The following is a 17,858-nucleotide window of genomic DNA, read 5'->3' on the forward strand; positions in this document are numbered from 1 at the left end:
AAATTTATGCTCTTGTGGCAATCCACGAGAATCGTCTAAATTTTTTTATTACGTACATTTTATCGAATACGCGATTTTTAATAAGAGTAAAAAGGTTAGCTTTTATTTTGGCGTTGGCAAGCGTTGGATAATTGTGTGTAAAATAAATTGCCTAAGCAATTTGATTTTATAAAACAATCGAGCGCTTGGTAGCGGCTATTTTACATAACGGCTAATTATAGATACAAATGTTTTTAAACTCTGCGAAGCAAACCGCTTATTAGTTTAATGACCCAAGTTCCAATTTATCTAATGAAAACAAATGCTTTTGGGATATTTTACATAATACTACATTATAGCTATCAAATGGATAAACCACTATAAATACAAAACTATACATTTGTACTATAATGTTCTGCGTTATGTAACTTTGCTTTGGTAAAAGCGAAGTTTAAACTACTGCTTTTTCTTATTTTTTTCTTCTATAAACTTTCTCTACAATGTTAATGGAACACTCTTTTTACGAAGTGACGATAGGAGCGTAGTGGAATGTGTGTGGAATGGGTTGATAAAATTACAATTATAAATGTAGTTTGTTTCTTGTTAATTTTATTGTATATTTAAACTCTCCCTTCTTATTAATTACAATAGCACATTTATTAATTACCCAATATTGGGTATGTTTTGGTTTTAACTAAAGCCATAACATTGTTTATTGTATAACCTAACCAACCAATTATGAAAAAATTAGCTATTCTATTCATCTTAATGTTCTCTATTCAAATCAATGCTCAAACATTTAGTTCTTCTTTGAGTAATAATATAATAACAAGTTATAAAGATAGTGCTAGTGCTTCTACTAAAGGTTCTCCTGTGTTGCAATTTGATTATGTAATAGAAGCACATAAAATGGATACAGGGTATCTTGAAGTTACAATTAAATCATCTAAAGATGGTGTGGAAGATGAGGTGTTTTCATTAAAACCTTTATCAATTGATTTATTCAAGCCTAAATTTGAAATACATTTTAAGAATAGTGTTAAAAATTCGGGTGAAGCTAATGTAACAGAAATTGAAGAGCTTAACGATGCAAAAATTTCAATACTTTTTGCAAGACTTATCAGCTTTGAAAGAACAGAGGATGAAAGACCCGTCGTTGCTATTCTTTCATTAAACGAAAATATACCAGTTGTTATACCCTACAATAAAATCGAACCTGTTTTAGATGTAAACGACAAACCGAAAAATGATAAAGATGGAAAGCCTATAACTAAAATAGTAAAATATTATGAAATAATAAATATAGAAAATTACCCTAAAGTCGAATTAACTTTCTATAATGGTTTTATTGAGAAAATAGAGTTAGAAACAAAAGTATTAGGACATAGAATAAGGTTTTCAAATCTTTTTTCTATAGGGATTTCTTCAAGTGATGGTATCAGAAAATTTAATAACCATAAATTACAAAGTTTTAATTCTTTCATATTCAAGGATGGTAAATTATCAAAACCAAATATCAATTCTGAAACTAGAGGTCAATATTTGGAAATTAATTTTTCAGACATTATAGATTATGATAGAGAAATTGATATAAATGCCAACGACATTAGTCCAGAACCAACAAAGCTAGTTTTAGATGAAGTACAAAAAACAACCAAACTTTATAAACCTGAATCCACAAAGCTCTTTGAAGCAATTGTTTATTCGGACTTTTTTGGAGTTTTTGATGAAGAAAATCCTAATGGTATAATACAAACAGAAATTGCTAAAAAGTTTTACATAAATACAAAAAGGAAACAAAATAGGTGGTATTCTTATATACTTCCTCCAGCTTGGTATTCTGATGCAATTGGTGTTGCAGAATACATCAATCTTAATGTTAAAATTAGCAAACTCGAAGAAAATAATAAGTTTTTAAAAGCAGAGCAAATTGGCAATGAGAATTATTTTTCCCCGTTAAGCTTAAAACAACATGAATCTTTTAGTATCGGAGCAGATATTAATCTATTCTCCTTTGAAAACCAAAATAAAAAAATCAATACTTTTATCGAATTAGGTTGGAATTATGGAAGAAGTGGATTAGAATTTTCAGATCAAGCGGAAGACCAAACATTCTTAAATACAATAACAACATCAGCTAATATTGCATTTCATATTATTCCAGAAAAGAGGTATGGTTTTATTGCAAGTAATCGTATATCAAAATTTATGGTTTTAAATGATGATTTAATTGAATCCAATGAGTTTTCGTTTAAATCATTAAAAAATGGAGAATTGGTGGAACCAAACAAATGGTTTAACAGTTCTCAAATAGAGTTTTATTTGAATACATCGTCAACTGGGAAGCTTTTTATGCGTTATAGTTTAGTTAGCGACCTCAAGGATTTTGATAATAACTTTTCTCAATTTCAATTTGGCTATTCATTTTATATACTACGTCAAAATGGAAAAATTAAGTAATATTTAATTGTTATGTATAAAATTTTATCCTTAGATGGAGGTGGAAGTTGGGCAATAATTCAATTACTAACTCTTAAAGATAGATATGGAAATCTTACTGGTCATCAAGTACTTCAAAAATTTGATTTAGTAATCGCTAATTCAGGTGGAAGCATTGTTTTGGCAGCATTGGCAGAAAATTGGACACTTGAAAAAGCCTTAACTTTATTTGATAATAAAGATATACGAGAAAGTATTTTTAGCGAAAACACATACAGAGATAGTTTTTTCCCCGTAGATTATTTACGATTATTTAAAATACCTTTTGGTCCAAAGTATAGCTCAAAACAAAAAAAAGATAGTTTTGAAAAATTATTTAAAGAAGTTAACAAAAGGCAAATGTCGGAACTTCCTGCATTTATTAAAAAAGAATCTCTAAAAATTGTGGTTTGTACATATGACGCACTAAATAATAGAGCGAAATTTTTTAAGTCTTATGGAGTTGATTCAGAGGATTATGATTCAGTTAGATTAACTCAAGCTATTCATGGTTCTTCAAATGCACCTGTACAATATTTCGATTTTCCAGCAAGGTTTAAAGCAAAGAATAGCGAAATATACTATGAGCTATGGGATGGAGCATTAGGAGGATTCAATAATCCTATTTTGGCTGGATTAATTGAAGCATTTAAATTAGGAGTACCATTGAAGGATATAAAATTAGTCTCAATTGGGACTGGTAATAAATTAATGTCGTTAAAAGAAAAAAATAATTTTTGGAAGTGGAAGCAAATTGCCATAAAAAAAAGAAGAAAAAAGCTGGATTTTAAATTTTTAAAGCCACAAGCTAAGTTTTTTAAAGTGACTGTTTTAAATCAAGCTAAGACCATATTATATCAACCGCCAGATACTGCAAACTATATAGCTATGATGTTTTTAAAAATGGTTTCCGAAAAAGCTATAAATGAACATATTGTTAGATTATCTCCGCTTATTCATAGTGATTCTAGCACTTCAGAAGATGTTGTACCTCTAATAAATAAACTATATGCTTTAGATATGGATATAACCAAAGAAGAAGAGATACAATGTTTAATGGAGTGCTTTGACATGTGGCAAAATGGAGAAATTTTGAACCAACCCTTGGAATTTAAAGTTAAAAGAGACAACGATATTGTATTTATTAATGGGAATAAATATTATAAAGATGGAATGGATACATGGATAAGTTGGGGCTTTTGATTTTTTTGTGATTTTAAATATTTACGATTTTCTCTTTATTTACTGGAATACACCTTTTAAGAAACCATTTAAAAGAGTAGTTAAATGTGTATGAAATGGATTGTTAATATCTTTGCTTTTATGTGCATAAGAAATTATTATAATACGCATTTTAATTTTTAACTTTATACTCCCAATAAGTTATTCTCTCATAAGATTTAACGGATTAAAAAAATAATTGAAGTGATTATAAATCATTTCATAATGATATTACGTATTAAATGAATAAAAAAAGAGCAATAGACAGAATTATAGAATTATATACTCTATTTAGAGTTGAAGTAGAGTATTTCAACTCTGCAAGTTTATTTGATATAAATATATATGCAGAATCTGTTTTAATACCACTACTAAATAATGTTTATGGCTTAAATTTAAAAGATGCAAATTTTGATGAAAAAAACTTTTCAGCTGTTGACTTAATAGACAAAGAGAACCGAATCGCAATACAAGTTACATCAACAGCTAATGGAGAAAAAATAAAGCACACACTCCAAACTTATTTAAAAGACAAACGCTATAAAGATTTTGATAGCGTTTATGTTTACATTCTGAAAACAAAACAGTCAAAATATTCAGACGATACTTTTCAAAAAATAGTAGATGGTAAATTTGAATTTGAATCTACAAAACATATTATTGACAGTACCGATGTTATCAATGAAGTGAAATCATGGCTTTCTATGAATAGAATTCATGAATTTAGAGAAATATTAGAAGAGCAGTTTTCAAGTGATGCACAAGAAAGCAGAAAATATTATTTAGAGAATAAGGATGTTTTAGATACTCAAACGATTTACCCAAATATTTTAGAAATTGTTTTGCCTGAAAGCATATTTGTAGGTAAATTAAATATAGATAGAGAAAGGGTCATTAAACGCTCTTGGGAAACAGAATATAAATTAAAACTTAAAGCAAGTATTTTAAAAGTAATTAAAAGTCATATGTACCACATAGGTATAAAGCCAACTACTGACTGGAATGAATTTGAAGGAAATTTAATTTCGTTTAAAAACTTAAATGATGATTCGGAGCCTTTGAGTAAACTTGTTGAATTAGGAACTGTTGAAATGTTTACAGTTGAAGAATTTTTTGAATCTGGCGAAAATTATAAAATGGCATTTGGTAGATTATTAAGTTTATCCTTTACAGAGTTATTAAAAGTTAAAGATATTAATTGGTTACCAAAAGACAGGGTTTATAGATTTAATTCAGCAAAAACAAGAAAAGTCACTTGGAAAAAGAAAAATAAAGCTACTCGTACCGTTGTTAAGGAACATTGGAATAAAGACAGAAATCAAATTATGGCCTTTCAACATTTAGCATTTAGTTTAAATGTATTTTCTATTGATAATATTTGGTATGTTTCTATCACGCCTACATATAGCATAACCTTTGACGGAAAGAGAACTCATGCAAGAGCAAGTAAATATATAGATAACCAAAAAAAACTAGACAGAAATCAATCTGTATACAATCACTTTAGATTTATAGCATATTGTTTGAGAAATAAGATTGACGAAAAGGAAGCTGATTATGCATTAATTGGGGTGAAAAAGGCCATTAATATGTCTCTAACTTTTAAGAAGAATTTTTAATATGAATATTAAGTTAATTGAGGAACCAGTATTACAGTTTGGTACTGGAGAACATATTGACCCAAGACAAGGAATTTTAGTACATGGAACATCTGATTTGAATGAAGTACGTCCAGAAAGAATTGTAACTGGTTTTGTTGGAAAAAGTGAAAGCGTAAGTAAAATTATTTCTTGGTTTGATAAGAATAAAAAAATGATTTTGGGACCTGAAAAAAAGATGGCATTACGAAATTTGTTTCCAACTTTCCCTGGGTTTAATTCTAAATCAGCCTATAAGTGTGAAATAAAATATGATGCGTCATACATAAGAAAAATAAACAACTCTGCTTTTGACGAAATATTGGAAACAGCAAAGAGTATTGAAGACTTAATAGAGAAAGCAGTAGAACTTTATATAACAGAAATAAAATATTTATCTAAAAATAAAAAGCCAGATGTAATCTTATGCGTTTTAGATGAAAAATTCACTAAAATAATTTTCGGAAATGAAGAGTTTATAAGGAAAGTTGAAGATAGTGATAACGATGAAGATTTAATTGAAGAAATAGAAACAAACTTTAGAAGATTGTTAAAGGCAAAATCAATGGAGTATAATATCCCTATTCAGTTAGTCAGAGATAGAATAGTAACTCCGTCAGGAGAAATGCAAGATGAAGCCACAATTGGATGGAATTTTTTTACTGCATTATATTATAAATCTGGAGGTGTGCCTTGGTCAATAAAAAAGAAAAGCGATTCTGTAACTTGTTTTGCTGGTATTAGCTTTTATAGAAGTAGAGATAAGAAGACAATTCAAACAAGTGTCACACAAATTTTTAATGAAAATGGCAAAGGTGTGATTTTAAGAGGTTCTCCAATAGAGCAGGACAAAAATGATAGAGAACCACATTTAAGTAAAGAGCAAGCTTATGATTTAATGATAAAATCATTGAATGAATATTATGAAGCTATGAAAATTTATCCTCAAAGGTTAGTAATTCATAAAAGTTCGAATTATTCAGATGGAGAGATTGAAGGATTACGAAAAGCGACTAGAGAAGTTAATATTAACTCATTAGATTTGGTTACAATAATGCCCACTAAATTGAGATTATATAATGAAGGAATGTATCCTCCAAAACGAGGTACAATGTTTTCTTTAAATGAATCAACTCATTTACTTTATACACGAGGGTTTGTAGATTATTATGGTACTTATCCAGGAAGATATATACCAAATCCAATAGAAATAAGACTTTTCACATTTGATGAATCTCCGGAACAAATTTGTAAAGAGATTTTAGCCTTGACGAAAATGAATTGGAATAACACCCAATTTGATAGACGTTTTCCAATAACAATTGATTGTAGTAGAAAAGTTGGAGAAATATTAAAATATATAAGGGAAGACCAAAAGCCTCAAATAAAGTATAGTTTTTATATGTAAATATCAATTTCAATTGGAGCTAAAACGACATCATAAAATTTTGGCTAAAACAATAGGTGAGTGGAGCGTTCATATTTTAGGGGTCTAGTAAAAAAGTTTCTTAATAGTTACAATTATACAAGGGATTTCAAAGAAATCTTAATAAGTTACAATGTTTCCTAAAATATAGCGTAACGAGCCGTAATTGTTTCCAAAAGTTTATGCAGTCATGATTTTTTTGTTTCTTTTTTTATCCAAGAAAAAAAGATATAGAACAAAAATGTATCTTGTTAACTATGAATACTGTTATTGAAAACGCGTTGCAATTTATGAAACTAGAGCTTCAAAACGCTCAAATTGAAGTTTCAGCAAATGAAAGTGGGAGAGAAGGAGTTGATTTTTTAATTGGGAATAAGCAAATATACTTTCAGCCTTTAGATTTAGATACTATACTACAAAGTATTAAAATTTTAAAGCAAGACTTAGGAGAACTAAACGATAACTTGTTTATCGCTTTGGTTTTAATTATAGAAAAACAACCAAGAGTTGTATATGTAATTCCGTCTAAACAATTACAAGATTCTAATAATAACTTCTTTATAAATAATGACGTTAGCTTAATGCCTAGTTTATCTAATTGGGAAATTAAAATATCAAGTACAACCATAGAAGAATTAGAAAAGTATGCTTTAAACAATATGCTTGATAAGCTAAGAGTTTAGTTCTGAAGTATTATGTAAAATAGGATTTTAAAAAAGTTAAATTGGAATTCTAAATAGAACAAGTGCTTAGAATTTTATTTTTCTTAAAATTTAAGCTCTTGTGGCAACTTTACGAGAATCGTTTAGAAAAAATATGGAGCACAATTATTCAATTACGCTAAAATTTCAATAACATCTAAAAACTAGCTTTTTTTTTGGCGTTGGCAAGCGGCGGTAAATTGTGTTTAAAAATAAATGTTATTGAAACATTTAAATTTTTAAAAAGCAATCGAGCGGTTGGGCGCGGCAATTTTACATAATGGCTAATTATAGCTACAAACAGCAGAATGTTTCTTATTTAGTACTAAACCCAAGAGCTCAATGTTTAATGACCCGAGTACTAAAGTTTCTTTTGGAATACTTAAATCTTATGGGATATTTTACATAATAGAGAATTATAGCTATCAAATAAACCTATAAGCTAACTAGCCGTAATTTCTTTTAACATAATTGTTGACGATATAGACCTAAAGGCACTATATCTACAATTATGTGTAAATAGCCTGAAAAACGGCTATACAGAAATTACTGTGTATTTGTACTATAATTTATATTATGTAAAATAGAAAATATTATACACTATATCCTTTTCTAAAGATTTGTTAATTCTTTACTATTCCCTCTTAAACCTCAAAGGATGTATTATATTTGCAAACCCTGTGTTTTACCAATTACATGAAACTAAAACCTAAATATTCTAAATCACGTATAAAATTACTGCATCAGTATTATAGCTATACAGGTTTTTACGCATTTGTATGGAATGGTGTTAAAAAATCTTTGCCTTACATATTAGGCATTGTTGCTATAATTTATGTAGTCGATCATTTTTTCGATATTAATAAAGCTCTTATTACGCTAACAGAAATCTTGCCTGTATTTGGTGTTTTAAGTTTCTTTTTTGTTTCAGAAACCTTATTAGGTCTTATCCCTCCAGAAGTATTTATTGCTTGGGCTGGTAAAATGTATGCACCTTGGTTCTATCTTAGTCTACTTGCCGTATTATCTTATTTGGGTGGTCTTTTGGCTTATTGGATGGGACGTTCGCTGTCTAAAATGCCCAAAGTCCATTATTATTTAGAAGATAAAATGGCAAAGCACCTCAAAAACTCCAAAAAATGGGGTGGTTTCTTAATAGTTGTTGGTGCTTTATTGCCACTACCCTTTTCTATATCTTGTATTGCAGCTGGTATTATTGAGTTTCCATTTAAAAACGTAATTGTTTTTGGTTCGCTCCGTTTAGTGCGTTTTGCTATCTACGGACTAATCATTTTCAATGTTTTATAAAAAAAACTTAAATCATACGTTTGTTATTTGATTGTGAACTATTTTTGCACAAAAATTAGTTCAGTATGTTCTCTTCATTAAACATTTTCAGACTTGTTGCACTCCTAGAAGGTGTTTCTTATATATTATTACTATTTATAGCAACACCCATTAAATATTTACTAGACGACCCACAATATGTAAAACTATTAGGAATGCCACATGGTATTCTTTTTGTCGCTTATGTTGCACTAGCTGTCTTATTTAAAAAAGAATTTTCTTGGGATAATAAAACATTCTTAATAGTACTTTTAGCGGCTATCATTCCATTTGGAACGTTTTATATTGATAGAAAATATTTAAAAACAGCCTAGTATGGAGGATATAAAGCATCTGTTTTACAACTACTTACTGCAACATGGTTTATCTGAAAATGCTGCGAAGTATCTTAATATGCTTGCCTTACTCCTAGCATTATTAATTATTGTGTTTATAGTAGATTTTTTAATTAGAAAAATTTTAGTGCAAGCATTCACCAAGTTTGCTCAAGTTTCTAAGTCTAATTTTGACGATTTACTTGTAAAAAACAAGGTGCCTAGAAATGTAGCGCATGTTATACCGCTTTTAATAGGTATAGAATTTGTTCCAGATATATTTTCAGATTTTCAGGATTTTGAGATTATTGTTGAAAAAGGATTGAAAGTATTTGCTATTATTTTAACCCTATGGATTGTAAGGAGTCTGCTGAATACCGCAAAAGATTTTCTAAAAACTTTAGCAAGTTTAAAAGATAAGCCTATTGATAGCTATATTCAAGTCTTTATGATTTTTGCTTGGTTAGCTGGTATTATGTCTGCTATTGCTATCATTACAAACACCCCTTTTATTAAATTCCTCACTGGATTAGGTGCTATTTCTGCTGTTATCATTTTAGTATTTAAAGATACTATTCTTGGGTTTGTAGCCAGTATTCAGGTATCTATAAACGACATGGTTCGCATTGGCGACTGGATTACTTTTGAAAAATTTGGTGCCGATGGCGATGTGATTGAAATTACCCTTGCCACAGTTAAGGTGCAAAACTGGGATAAAACCATTACCACAATTCCAACATACGCCCTAATTTCTGAATCGTTTAAAAATTGGCGTGGAATGACTAGTTCTGGTGGACGTAGAATTAAGCGGTCTATTAGCATTAAAATGGATAGTATTACCTATTTAACACCTGATGCTATTGATAAACTAAAAGATATAGAATTAATAAAATCATATTTAATAGAGCGTCAAAATGCTATAGAAACGTATAATATAGATAACACTATAGATAAGTCTTTACCTCTAAATGGTAGAAACCTAACCAATATTGGCGTGTTTAGAAAGTATGTACAAGAATATATTGAAAACCATTCGGCTATAAATAAAGATATGACTATTATGGTACGCCAGTTGGCACCATCATCTCAAGGTTTACCTATAGAAATTTATGCCTTTAGTAGTGATAAGCGTTGGGCAAACTATGAGTATATCATGGCAGATATTTTTGATCATATTATTGCCGCTACCCCCTATTTCGATTTAGAAATATTTGAATTACCTAGTAGTTTTCTAAAGGAATAATTCTAAAATTTTCATACTTAAAATAAATTTTGTAACTTATAATGTATCAACAAGATACTTCCTTTTAAACTATAAGTATTTTTTCATCATTGCTATAATAGCAATAACAAAAAAGTGTTGTATCTTGCAACAAAGAATAGCTATTACATTTATTTTAATGCGTAATGGGTATAAAACTATATTGCTAACTAACTAAAAAAATAATGCATTTACCACCACCACACTTAAAAGCAATCTATCGATTGGTAAAAATTACATTTGGTATTTTTTTATTCATCTTTTCAATAAACCTAAAAGCACAAACAAAACCCAATATTGTAGTCATTTTAGTAGATGATGCAGGTTATGCAGACTTTGGCTTTATGGGAAGTCCAGATATGGTTACACCCAATATTGATGCTATAGCTAGCAATGGTGTTTATTTTACAGATGCCCATACTACAGGAAGTGCCTGTAGCCCTTCTAGAGCTGGATTACTTACAGGTAGATATCAACAGCGGTTTGGTCATGAACAAAATACTATTGGTAGTAATGATGGTATGGATCCTACTGAAACCACATTGGCAGATGTTTTAAAAACTGCAGGTTATACAACTGCTGCTTTTGGGAAATGGCATGTAGGTTACAAACCTGAGCATCATCCAAATGTAAGAGGCTTTGATGAATTTAGAGGCTTTATTAGTGGTAGTAGAAGTTATTGGCCAAATGCAAGTCAAGATCAACCAGGAAAAAGTACAGCAACACAACACAATGGTGTTTATGAAACCTTTAGTGGTTATTATACGGATGTATTGGGTGATCAAGCCATTTCATTTATTGATGCTAATAAGGAGAATCCTTTTTTCATTTATTTAGCTTACAATGCTATACACACACCTTTAGAAGCTAGAAGTGATGATTTAGCCTTGTTTTCTAGTATTTCCAATACAAATAGACGAAAAGCTGTAGCTATGAACTATGCTTTGGATCGTTCCGTTGGAAATGTGATTGCTAAATTAGAAGCAGAAAATATTTTAGACAATACATTGATTTTCTTTTTAAGTGACAATGGTGGGCCACAAGGAAGTACTTATGATAATGGTGTCCTTAAATCTGATAAGGGCTATGAGTTTGAAGGTGGTCACCGTGTTAGTTTTGCAATGCAATGGAATGACAAAATACCAACAGGAACGGTTTTTAACGGACTCTCATCTGCTTTAGACATATTCCCTACATCCATGAAGGCTGCTGGTATAGATAACACAATAGGAAAACCCTTAGATGGTGTTGATTTAATGCCGTTTTTAGATAATGACCCGAGTAACGATAATGTCGATCCACATGATATGCTATTTTGGAGAATCAGTCCATGGGAAGCCGCTAGAATTGGTGACTATAAAATGGTAAGAGCCTCTAGTGCGGCAACTGCTGTATATGATATTGCTAATGACCTTAGTGAAGTTAATAATATTAAAGACGCTAACCCTAATGAATTCAATACATTAGCTTCAGAAATGGATAATTGGGCTTCTGAAATGGCAGAACAAATGTGGGCAGGGTCTGCAAGTTTTCAAGATTCTAAGTTTTACAATTATGAAGATTTAGTAAATAATAGACCTTTCAGAACATCTAGTATGTCTGTTAATCAAATTGTAGCTCAAAATCAAGGGATAAATCATTATGACGATGTTATCTCAAGACATGATTGGCAAGTTATTTATGTAGATGGTGAAACAACAGGAAATGAGGGTAATAAAGTCATTGATGGTGATTATAGAACCTATTGGGATAGCGGAACATCAGGCGCATCAACACATCCGCATGAAATTCAAATAGACTTAGGAAGTAATTATGATGTTGAAGGGTTACGTTATTCGCCTCGAAATGATGGGTTTTTTACAGGATCTATTATTGACTATGAAATCTATGTCAGTAATGATATAAATGACTGGGGTGCTCCTGTTATAGTAGGAACATGGAATTACGGCACATCAGATAGAGATGCTGTTTTTAGTACTAAAGAAGGCCGCTATATCCGTTTTGTTTCTAAATCAAGTAAAAAAGGAAATAATGCTATTATTACCGAGTTAAACGTTATCGCAACGCCACTTTTTAACAATTGTGATATTTTTGATTATTATACAGAGGATACACCGCAGGTATTTGCTCAAAATGACTTTATACCTTATACAACAAATCAAGACCAACCAAGTGAAGGGAGTTTTACGGTTTCTAATGATGGCAGTACCCTTGATATTATAGGGAATAGATGGATAAGAACTCAAAACACCTACACCATTACCGCAAATACCATTTTAGAGTTTGAATATAAAAGCACTCAAAATGGAGAAATACACGCTATAGGTTTTGATGAAGATAACTCTCAAAGTAGTAATCGTGTTTTCGGAGTTTACGGAACGGATAGTTTTGGTATTCCTGTTAACGATTTTTATAGTGAAGAAGGTGAATACCAGTTCTATTCGATACCTGTTGGAGAGTATTATACAGGAATTAATATGAATTTAGTGTTCGTTAATGATAATGATATTTCCAATCCGCAAAATACAAGCAGTTACAAAAACATTAAAATTTATGAAAACACAGTAAGAGCACCATTAATTGTAGAAGGCTTATTTAAAATTGCAGAAAAAGAAACGGGTAAATTATTAGGAGTTAATGGTAATGCACCAAATACTACAATAACACTTGAAACAGATAATAATTCAGATGCGCAAAAATGGTATTTCAGACATATTAATAATAGCTACTATACCCTTCGTAATAATGCAACTAACACCTACCTTGATATCATAGATGATAACGGAACTCTAAAAATTATTGATGATGCAGATGTTAGTAAATGTTCTGCTGGTTGGGGTGTAGAAGATGCTGAAAATGGAGATTACAAACTAGAAAGTAAACTATTTAATGTTGTTTTAGAAAAAAGTATGAATGATATGCCTACTTCTGGAGAAGATTCAAATACTATTTCTCAAAAATGGGTACTAACACCTACTACGCCTTCTCTAAGCATAGCTGAAATTCAAGAAATAGAATCACAAACCATTGTACTTAACCCAATCAAAAATGGTACTAAACCAGTAGTTATTTTCAAAAAAGCACTTTCAAACGTATCTGTTTCTATTTACACATTAGGAGGCAAAAAAATCCATCATCAATTTTACAATTCACAATCAAGAGAGGTTGAAATAGATAAAAAACTGACTGCGTCTGGGATGTATATCATCGAATTTAGTTCAGATAAAGCACATTTTTATAAAAAGATAATTGTGAATTAAATCACTTCATTGTGTGCTTTAAAAAAAAAGACCTGTCAGGTTTTAAAAACCTGACAGGTCTGAATATTATACTTTTGGGTAACCGTTTTTATTAATTCAGGTTATAATTTTAATGGTTGTTCGGCTATTTGTTTTGTGCTTTCCGAAGCTAATTTCAAGAGTTTTTTTTTGAATAGGTGTTTCTATTTACCCAATATTCTAAAATTTCTACGAATTGAATGTCGGCTGTTCAAGTCCAAATTACATTGCGTTTAACCATTCTGGATTTCTTTTATCTATAGCTTCTTGAGAAATCAGTTTTCCTTTTTTAATATCCTGTTCACTCATTTCGAGCATAACTTTTTGTTCTTTCGTCAATTCAATAATATCAGATTCCGAATTTCTAATGAATAGTATTTTGTCTATCAGTCCGTTTCGTGTATTATCTATTGTTGCCATTTCACTTAAATTTAAGTTCTAAATACTCGAAAAATTGCTCATTTTTCCTAATGTTGCCCAACACCCAATAAAAATTATAAACAATAAAAAACCTGTTAAGCATAACACTTAACAGGTTTTAAATATGTAATAGTTGTTTAGTTTTCTAAATATTAGCAGCCAACCAGTCTCCAACTTCCTTAGTTCCATAAGACTTTCCACCGTCAGCTAAATCTTCAGTAACAATCCCTTCATTTAAAGCATTATTAACTGCATCTCTAATCGCTTTACCTTCATCCATCAATCCAAAGTTTTCAAACATCATAGCAGCAGATAAAATAGTAGCCATTGGGTTGGCAATATTTAAGCCTGTAGCCTGTGGGTACGACCCATGAATAGGCTCAAACAACCCAATATCTGACCCTAAAGATGCCGATGGCATTAATCCCATAGACCCAGAAATAACCGATGCCTCATCAGTTAAAATATCACCAAATAAGTTTTCAGTAATCAATACATCGTAGCTATTTGGCCATTGTACCAATCGCATTGCTACAGCATCCACAAACTCATAGCTAACTTCAACCTCAGGATAATCTTTTTCCATAGCCTGTACCGTTTCTCTCCAAAGTCTAGACGTTTCCAAAACATTTGCTTTATCCACACAGCATAATTTTTTACCTCGTGTCATCGCTAATTCAAAACCTTTTTTAGCTAAACGTTGTACTTCTGCCCTTGTGTAAACACAATTATCATAAGCTGTTTCACCTTCATCTCTTCTACCCTTTTCTCCAAAGTAAATACCACCAGTAAGCTCACGTAAAAACACCAAATCGGTCCCTTCAATACGCGCTCTTTTTAAAGGCGATTTTTCTAATAAAGATGGAAACGTAAATGTAGGACGCACATTGGCAAACAATCCTAAAGCCTTACGCATTTTTAATAACCCTTGCTCAGGACGTACCTTTGCAGATGGGTCATTATCAAACTTAGGATGACCAATAGCACCAAACAATACCGCATCAGAACTTTTACAAATCTCATGCGTTTCATCTGGGTAAGGCTCTCCAACAGCATCAATTGCTGCAGCACCTGTCAATGCAGGCTTCCAATTCAACTCATGTCCAAATTTGGCAGCAACAGCATCACTCACTTTTACAGCTTGCTCAATAACTTCTGGTCCTATACCGTCTCCGGCTAAAAGGGCAATATTTAATTTCATTATATTTATTTTAATCTTTTAATAATATTATTTATTTGGGCGTTACTTTTTACTCATACCTACAAGGTTTTCAAAACCTTGCAGGATCGCAAAAAGTCGGGCTTTACATTACAAGTCCTCGCTCGTACCTCGCTGTAGGCTTTCCATTACAATCCCTAACGCGGGGCAGTCTTGCTATAGCCAGTCTTCAGTCCAAAGTTAAGCTTATCCTAAAGCTCTCCACGCAGGAGAATGTGTATTGTTAAGAGTTAGTATTCGTTATAAGAAACCCTCTCTTATTTACAAACAAACTAACTTCCATCTTCCATCTTCCATCTTCGGTCTTCCGTCTTCGATCAATATGTCAACTCACCACAATATTCAGCATCTTCTCCGTAGCCTTAATCGCTGAAACCGTTTGATCACTATCTAAACCTCTAGTTTTAAATTCTTTATCAACAGCTTTCCAAGTAATAATCGTTTCACACAAAGCGTCCGAATTACTTCCAGGAGGAATTCTCACTGCATAATCTATCAACTTGGGCAGCACCACTTTCTTTATTTTAAAAACACTTTTAACAGCGTTCATAAACGCATCAAACTGTCCATCACCTTGAGCATTTTCTTCAAAAGTTTCATTTTCAATAGTAATAGAAACCGTTGTAGAAGGTTTTAATCCTTTTGAATGTGTTAGCACATAAGAATTCACCTTTACTTTTTCTTCATATGTTCTATCTAAAACATCCGAAATAATATAAGGTAAATCCTCTTTTGTAACCACTTGTTTTTTATCGCCTAATTCAATAATACGCTGTGTCACTTTCTTTAAATCTTCATCATTTAGCTGAAGCCCTAATTGTTGTAAGTTCTTTTGAATATTGGCTTTTCCAGAAGATTTTCCTAAGGCATATTGACGTTTTCTACCAAAACGCTCAGGCATTAAATCGCTGAAATATAAATTGTTTTTATTATCCCCATCAGCATGAATCCCAGCAGTTTGTGTAAACACATTAGCGCCAACAACAGGTTTGTTAGACGGTATCATAACTCCAGAAAAGTTTTCAACCAGCTTACTTACGGTGTAAAGCATTTTTTCATTTACGCCAATCTTAACTTCGGGCATAAAATCGTTTATCACTGCAATGGTACTAGACATTGGTGCGTTTCCTGCACGCTCTCCCATACCATTTACGGTTAAATGCAAACCATCTGCTCCAGCCCTTAAACCTTCCATAGCGTTAGATACACCTAAATCGTAATCGTTATGCGCATGAAAATCAAAATGCAAATCAGGATACGTGTCTTTTATTTCTTTTATAAATTCGTATGATTCCTTAGGTGTTAAAACGCCTAAAGTATCTGGAAGCATAATACGTTTTATAGGTTGGGTAGAAAGAAACTTTAAAAACTCAAAAACATAGTCTTTAGAATTTCGCATACCATTACTCCAATCTTCTAAATACACATTGGTAGCAATGCCTTTTTCTAAAGCTTGAGATATAGATCCTCCTATTTCTTTAAAGTGCTGATTTGAAGTCTTTTTAAGCTGATGAGTTAAATGGTTTAATGAGCCTTTGGTTAGTAAGTTTTGAACCTTTGCTCCTGCCTCTATCATCCACTGAATGGATACACCTCTATCCACAAAGGTGAGTACTTCAACCTTGTCTAAATAATTATTCTCTTTAGCCCAATCTGTGACACCTTTTACTGCTTGAAACTCGCCTTCTGAAACTCTTGCCGAAGCAATTTCAATACGATCTACCTTCAATTCTTCTAGTAAAAGCTTAGCAATAGTTAATTTTTCTGAAGCTGAAAATGACACACTCGAGGTTTGCTCACCATCGCGTAATGTCGTATCCATTATTTCTATGCGTTTTTTACTCATTGAGAGTTTTATAAATTCATAAAAAAGCATTTCATATTAAATATGGAATGCTTTTTTAGATTGTATCTATATAATTTGTTTTTTAACCACTTTACTAAAAAGGTCTTGTTTCTGCGAACACTTCAACTTCATCTTTCATGTTTTGAAGATAATCAATATCGTCAAAACCATTTAACATATTCCCTTTCTTATACCCGTTAATCTCAAATGATTCAGACTCACCAGTTGATAACAAGGTTACTGTCTGATTTGGTAAATCAACCTTTATTTCAGTTTTAGGGTCTGCTTCAATAGCATCAAATAGGGTTTGTGCGAATTGAGTTGATACCTGAACTGGCAAAACACCAATATTTAAACAGTTATTTCTAAAAATATCAGCAAAGAATGAAGAAATTACACAACGTAATCCGAAATCATAAACAGACCATGCAGCATGCTCTCTTGATGATCCTGAACCAAAGTTCTTTCCTCCTACTAATATTTTAGAACCTGCATACTTTGCATCATTTAAAGGAAAATCAGCAATTGGATTTCCTTCAGAATCATATCTCCAATCACGAAAAAAATTATCTCCAAATCCTTTACGTTCTGTTGCTTTTAAAAAACGAGCAGGAATTATTTGATCGGTATCCACATTCTCAATTGCTAGTGGATACGCTGTACTTGTTAACTCTTCAAATTTATCGTAAGCCATATTTTTTATACTTTTGGCCTTTAGCTACTTGCTATTG

General features: G+C 31.4%; 13 protein-coding genes. 9 read left to right on the forward strand and 4 right to left on the reverse strand.

Features of this window, described 5'->3' with window-relative positions; genetic code table 11:
- Window positions 1-717 precede the first annotated feature (717 nt).
- From Q0739_RS08325 to Q0739_RS08365, 9 genes are all read left to right on the forward strand, one after another.
- Window positions 718-2,439: a hypothetical protein gene (locus tag Q0739_RS08325; RefSeq protein ID WP_298238257.1), complete on the forward strand. Its 1,722-nt coding sequence runs from the start codon at window positions 718-720 to the stop codon at window positions 2,437-2,439.
- A gap of 12 nt (window positions 2,440-2,451) precedes the next feature.
- Complete coding sequence (locus Q0739_RS08330) at window positions 2,452-3,660, forward strand: patatin-like phospholipase family protein (RefSeq protein WP_298238258.1); 1,209 nt, start codon at window positions 2,452-2,454, stop codon at window positions 3,658-3,660.
- A gap of 260 nt (window positions 3,661-3,920) precedes the next feature.
- Window positions 3,921-5,297: an SMEK domain-containing protein gene (locus Q0739_RS08335; RefSeq protein WP_298238259.1), complete on the forward strand. Its 1,377-nt coding sequence runs from the start codon at window positions 3,921-3,923 to the stop codon at window positions 5,295-5,297.
- Between the two features lies 1 nt (window position 5,298).
- Entirely contained in the window at window positions 5,299-6,723 is a 1,425-nt protein-coding gene (locus Q0739_RS08340) for a hypothetical protein (RefSeq protein ID WP_298238260.1), read from the forward strand.
- 275 nt (window positions 6,724-6,998) lie between these two features.
- The gene (locus Q0739_RS08345; RefSeq protein WP_298238261.1) at window positions 6,999-7,424 is read left to right on the forward strand and encodes a hypothetical protein; all 426 of its coding nucleotides are present in this window, start codon (window positions 6,999-7,001) and stop codon (window positions 7,422-7,424) included.
- 714 nt (window positions 7,425-8,138) lie between these two features.
- Window positions 8,139-8,750, forward strand: a complete 612-nt coding sequence (locus tag Q0739_RS08350) for a VTT domain-containing protein (protein WP_298238262.1) — start codon at window positions 8,139-8,141, stop codon at window positions 8,748-8,750.
- Between the two features lie 65 nt (window positions 8,751-8,815).
- Window positions 8,816-9,103, forward strand: a complete 288-nt coding sequence (locus Q0739_RS08355) for a DUF3817 domain-containing protein (RefSeq protein WP_298238263.1) — start codon at window positions 8,816-8,818, stop codon at window positions 9,101-9,103.
- A 1-nt stretch (window position 9,104) separates the two neighbouring features.
- A complete protein-coding gene (locus Q0739_RS08360) occupies window positions 9,105-10,346 on the forward strand; it encodes a mechanosensitive ion channel domain-containing protein (protein WP_298238264.1) in 1,242 nt (413 codons plus the stop codon).
- A gap of 203 nt (window positions 10,347-10,549) precedes the next feature.
- Window positions 10,550-13,624, forward strand: coding sequence for a sulfatase-like hydrolase/transferase (locus tag Q0739_RS08365; protein WP_298238265.1), 3,075 nt, complete (start codon window positions 10,550-10,552; stop codon window positions 13,622-13,624).
- A gap of 240 nt (window positions 13,625-13,864) precedes the next feature.
- On the opposite strand, the gene Q0739_RS08370 is transcribed toward Q0739_RS08365, so the two are convergent.
- The 4 genes from Q0739_RS08370 to leuD all read right to left on the reverse strand — a co-directional run bounded on the left by Q0739_RS08370 (window position 13,865) and on the right by leuD (window position 17,821).
- Window positions 13,865-14,062 (reverse strand): hypothetical protein, encoded by a 198-nt coding sequence (locus Q0739_RS08370; RefSeq protein ID WP_298238266.1) that lies wholly within the window; start codon window positions 14,060-14,062, stop codon window positions 13,865-13,867.
- A 145-nt stretch (window positions 14,063-14,207) separates the two neighbouring features.
- On the reverse strand, window positions 14,208-15,263 hold the full coding sequence (gene leuB / locus Q0739_RS08375) for a 3-isopropylmalate dehydrogenase (protein WP_298238267.1): 1,056 nt from the start codon (window positions 15,261-15,263) through the stop codon (window positions 14,208-14,210).
- A gap of 343 nt (window positions 15,264-15,606) precedes the next feature.
- Window positions 15,607-17,127 (reverse strand): alpha-isopropylmalate synthase regulatory domain-containing protein, encoded by a 1,521-nt coding sequence (locus Q0739_RS08380; RefSeq protein WP_298238268.1) that lies wholly within the window; start codon window positions 17,125-17,127, stop codon window positions 15,607-15,609.
- Window positions 17,128-17,221: 94 nt separating this feature from the next.
- Complete coding sequence (leuD, locus tag Q0739_RS08385; RefSeq protein ID WP_298238269.1) at window positions 17,222-17,821, reverse strand: 3-isopropylmalate dehydratase small subunit; 600 nt, start codon at window positions 17,819-17,821, stop codon at window positions 17,222-17,224.
- Window positions 17,822-17,858: the final 37 nt, after the last annotated feature.

Origin of the sequence: uncultured Algibacter sp., from assembly GCF_947487605.1 — a bacterium.
In the GTDB taxonomy this organism is placed as follows: Bacteria; Bacteroidota; Bacteroidia; order Flavobacteriales; family Flavobacteriaceae; genus Algibacter_D.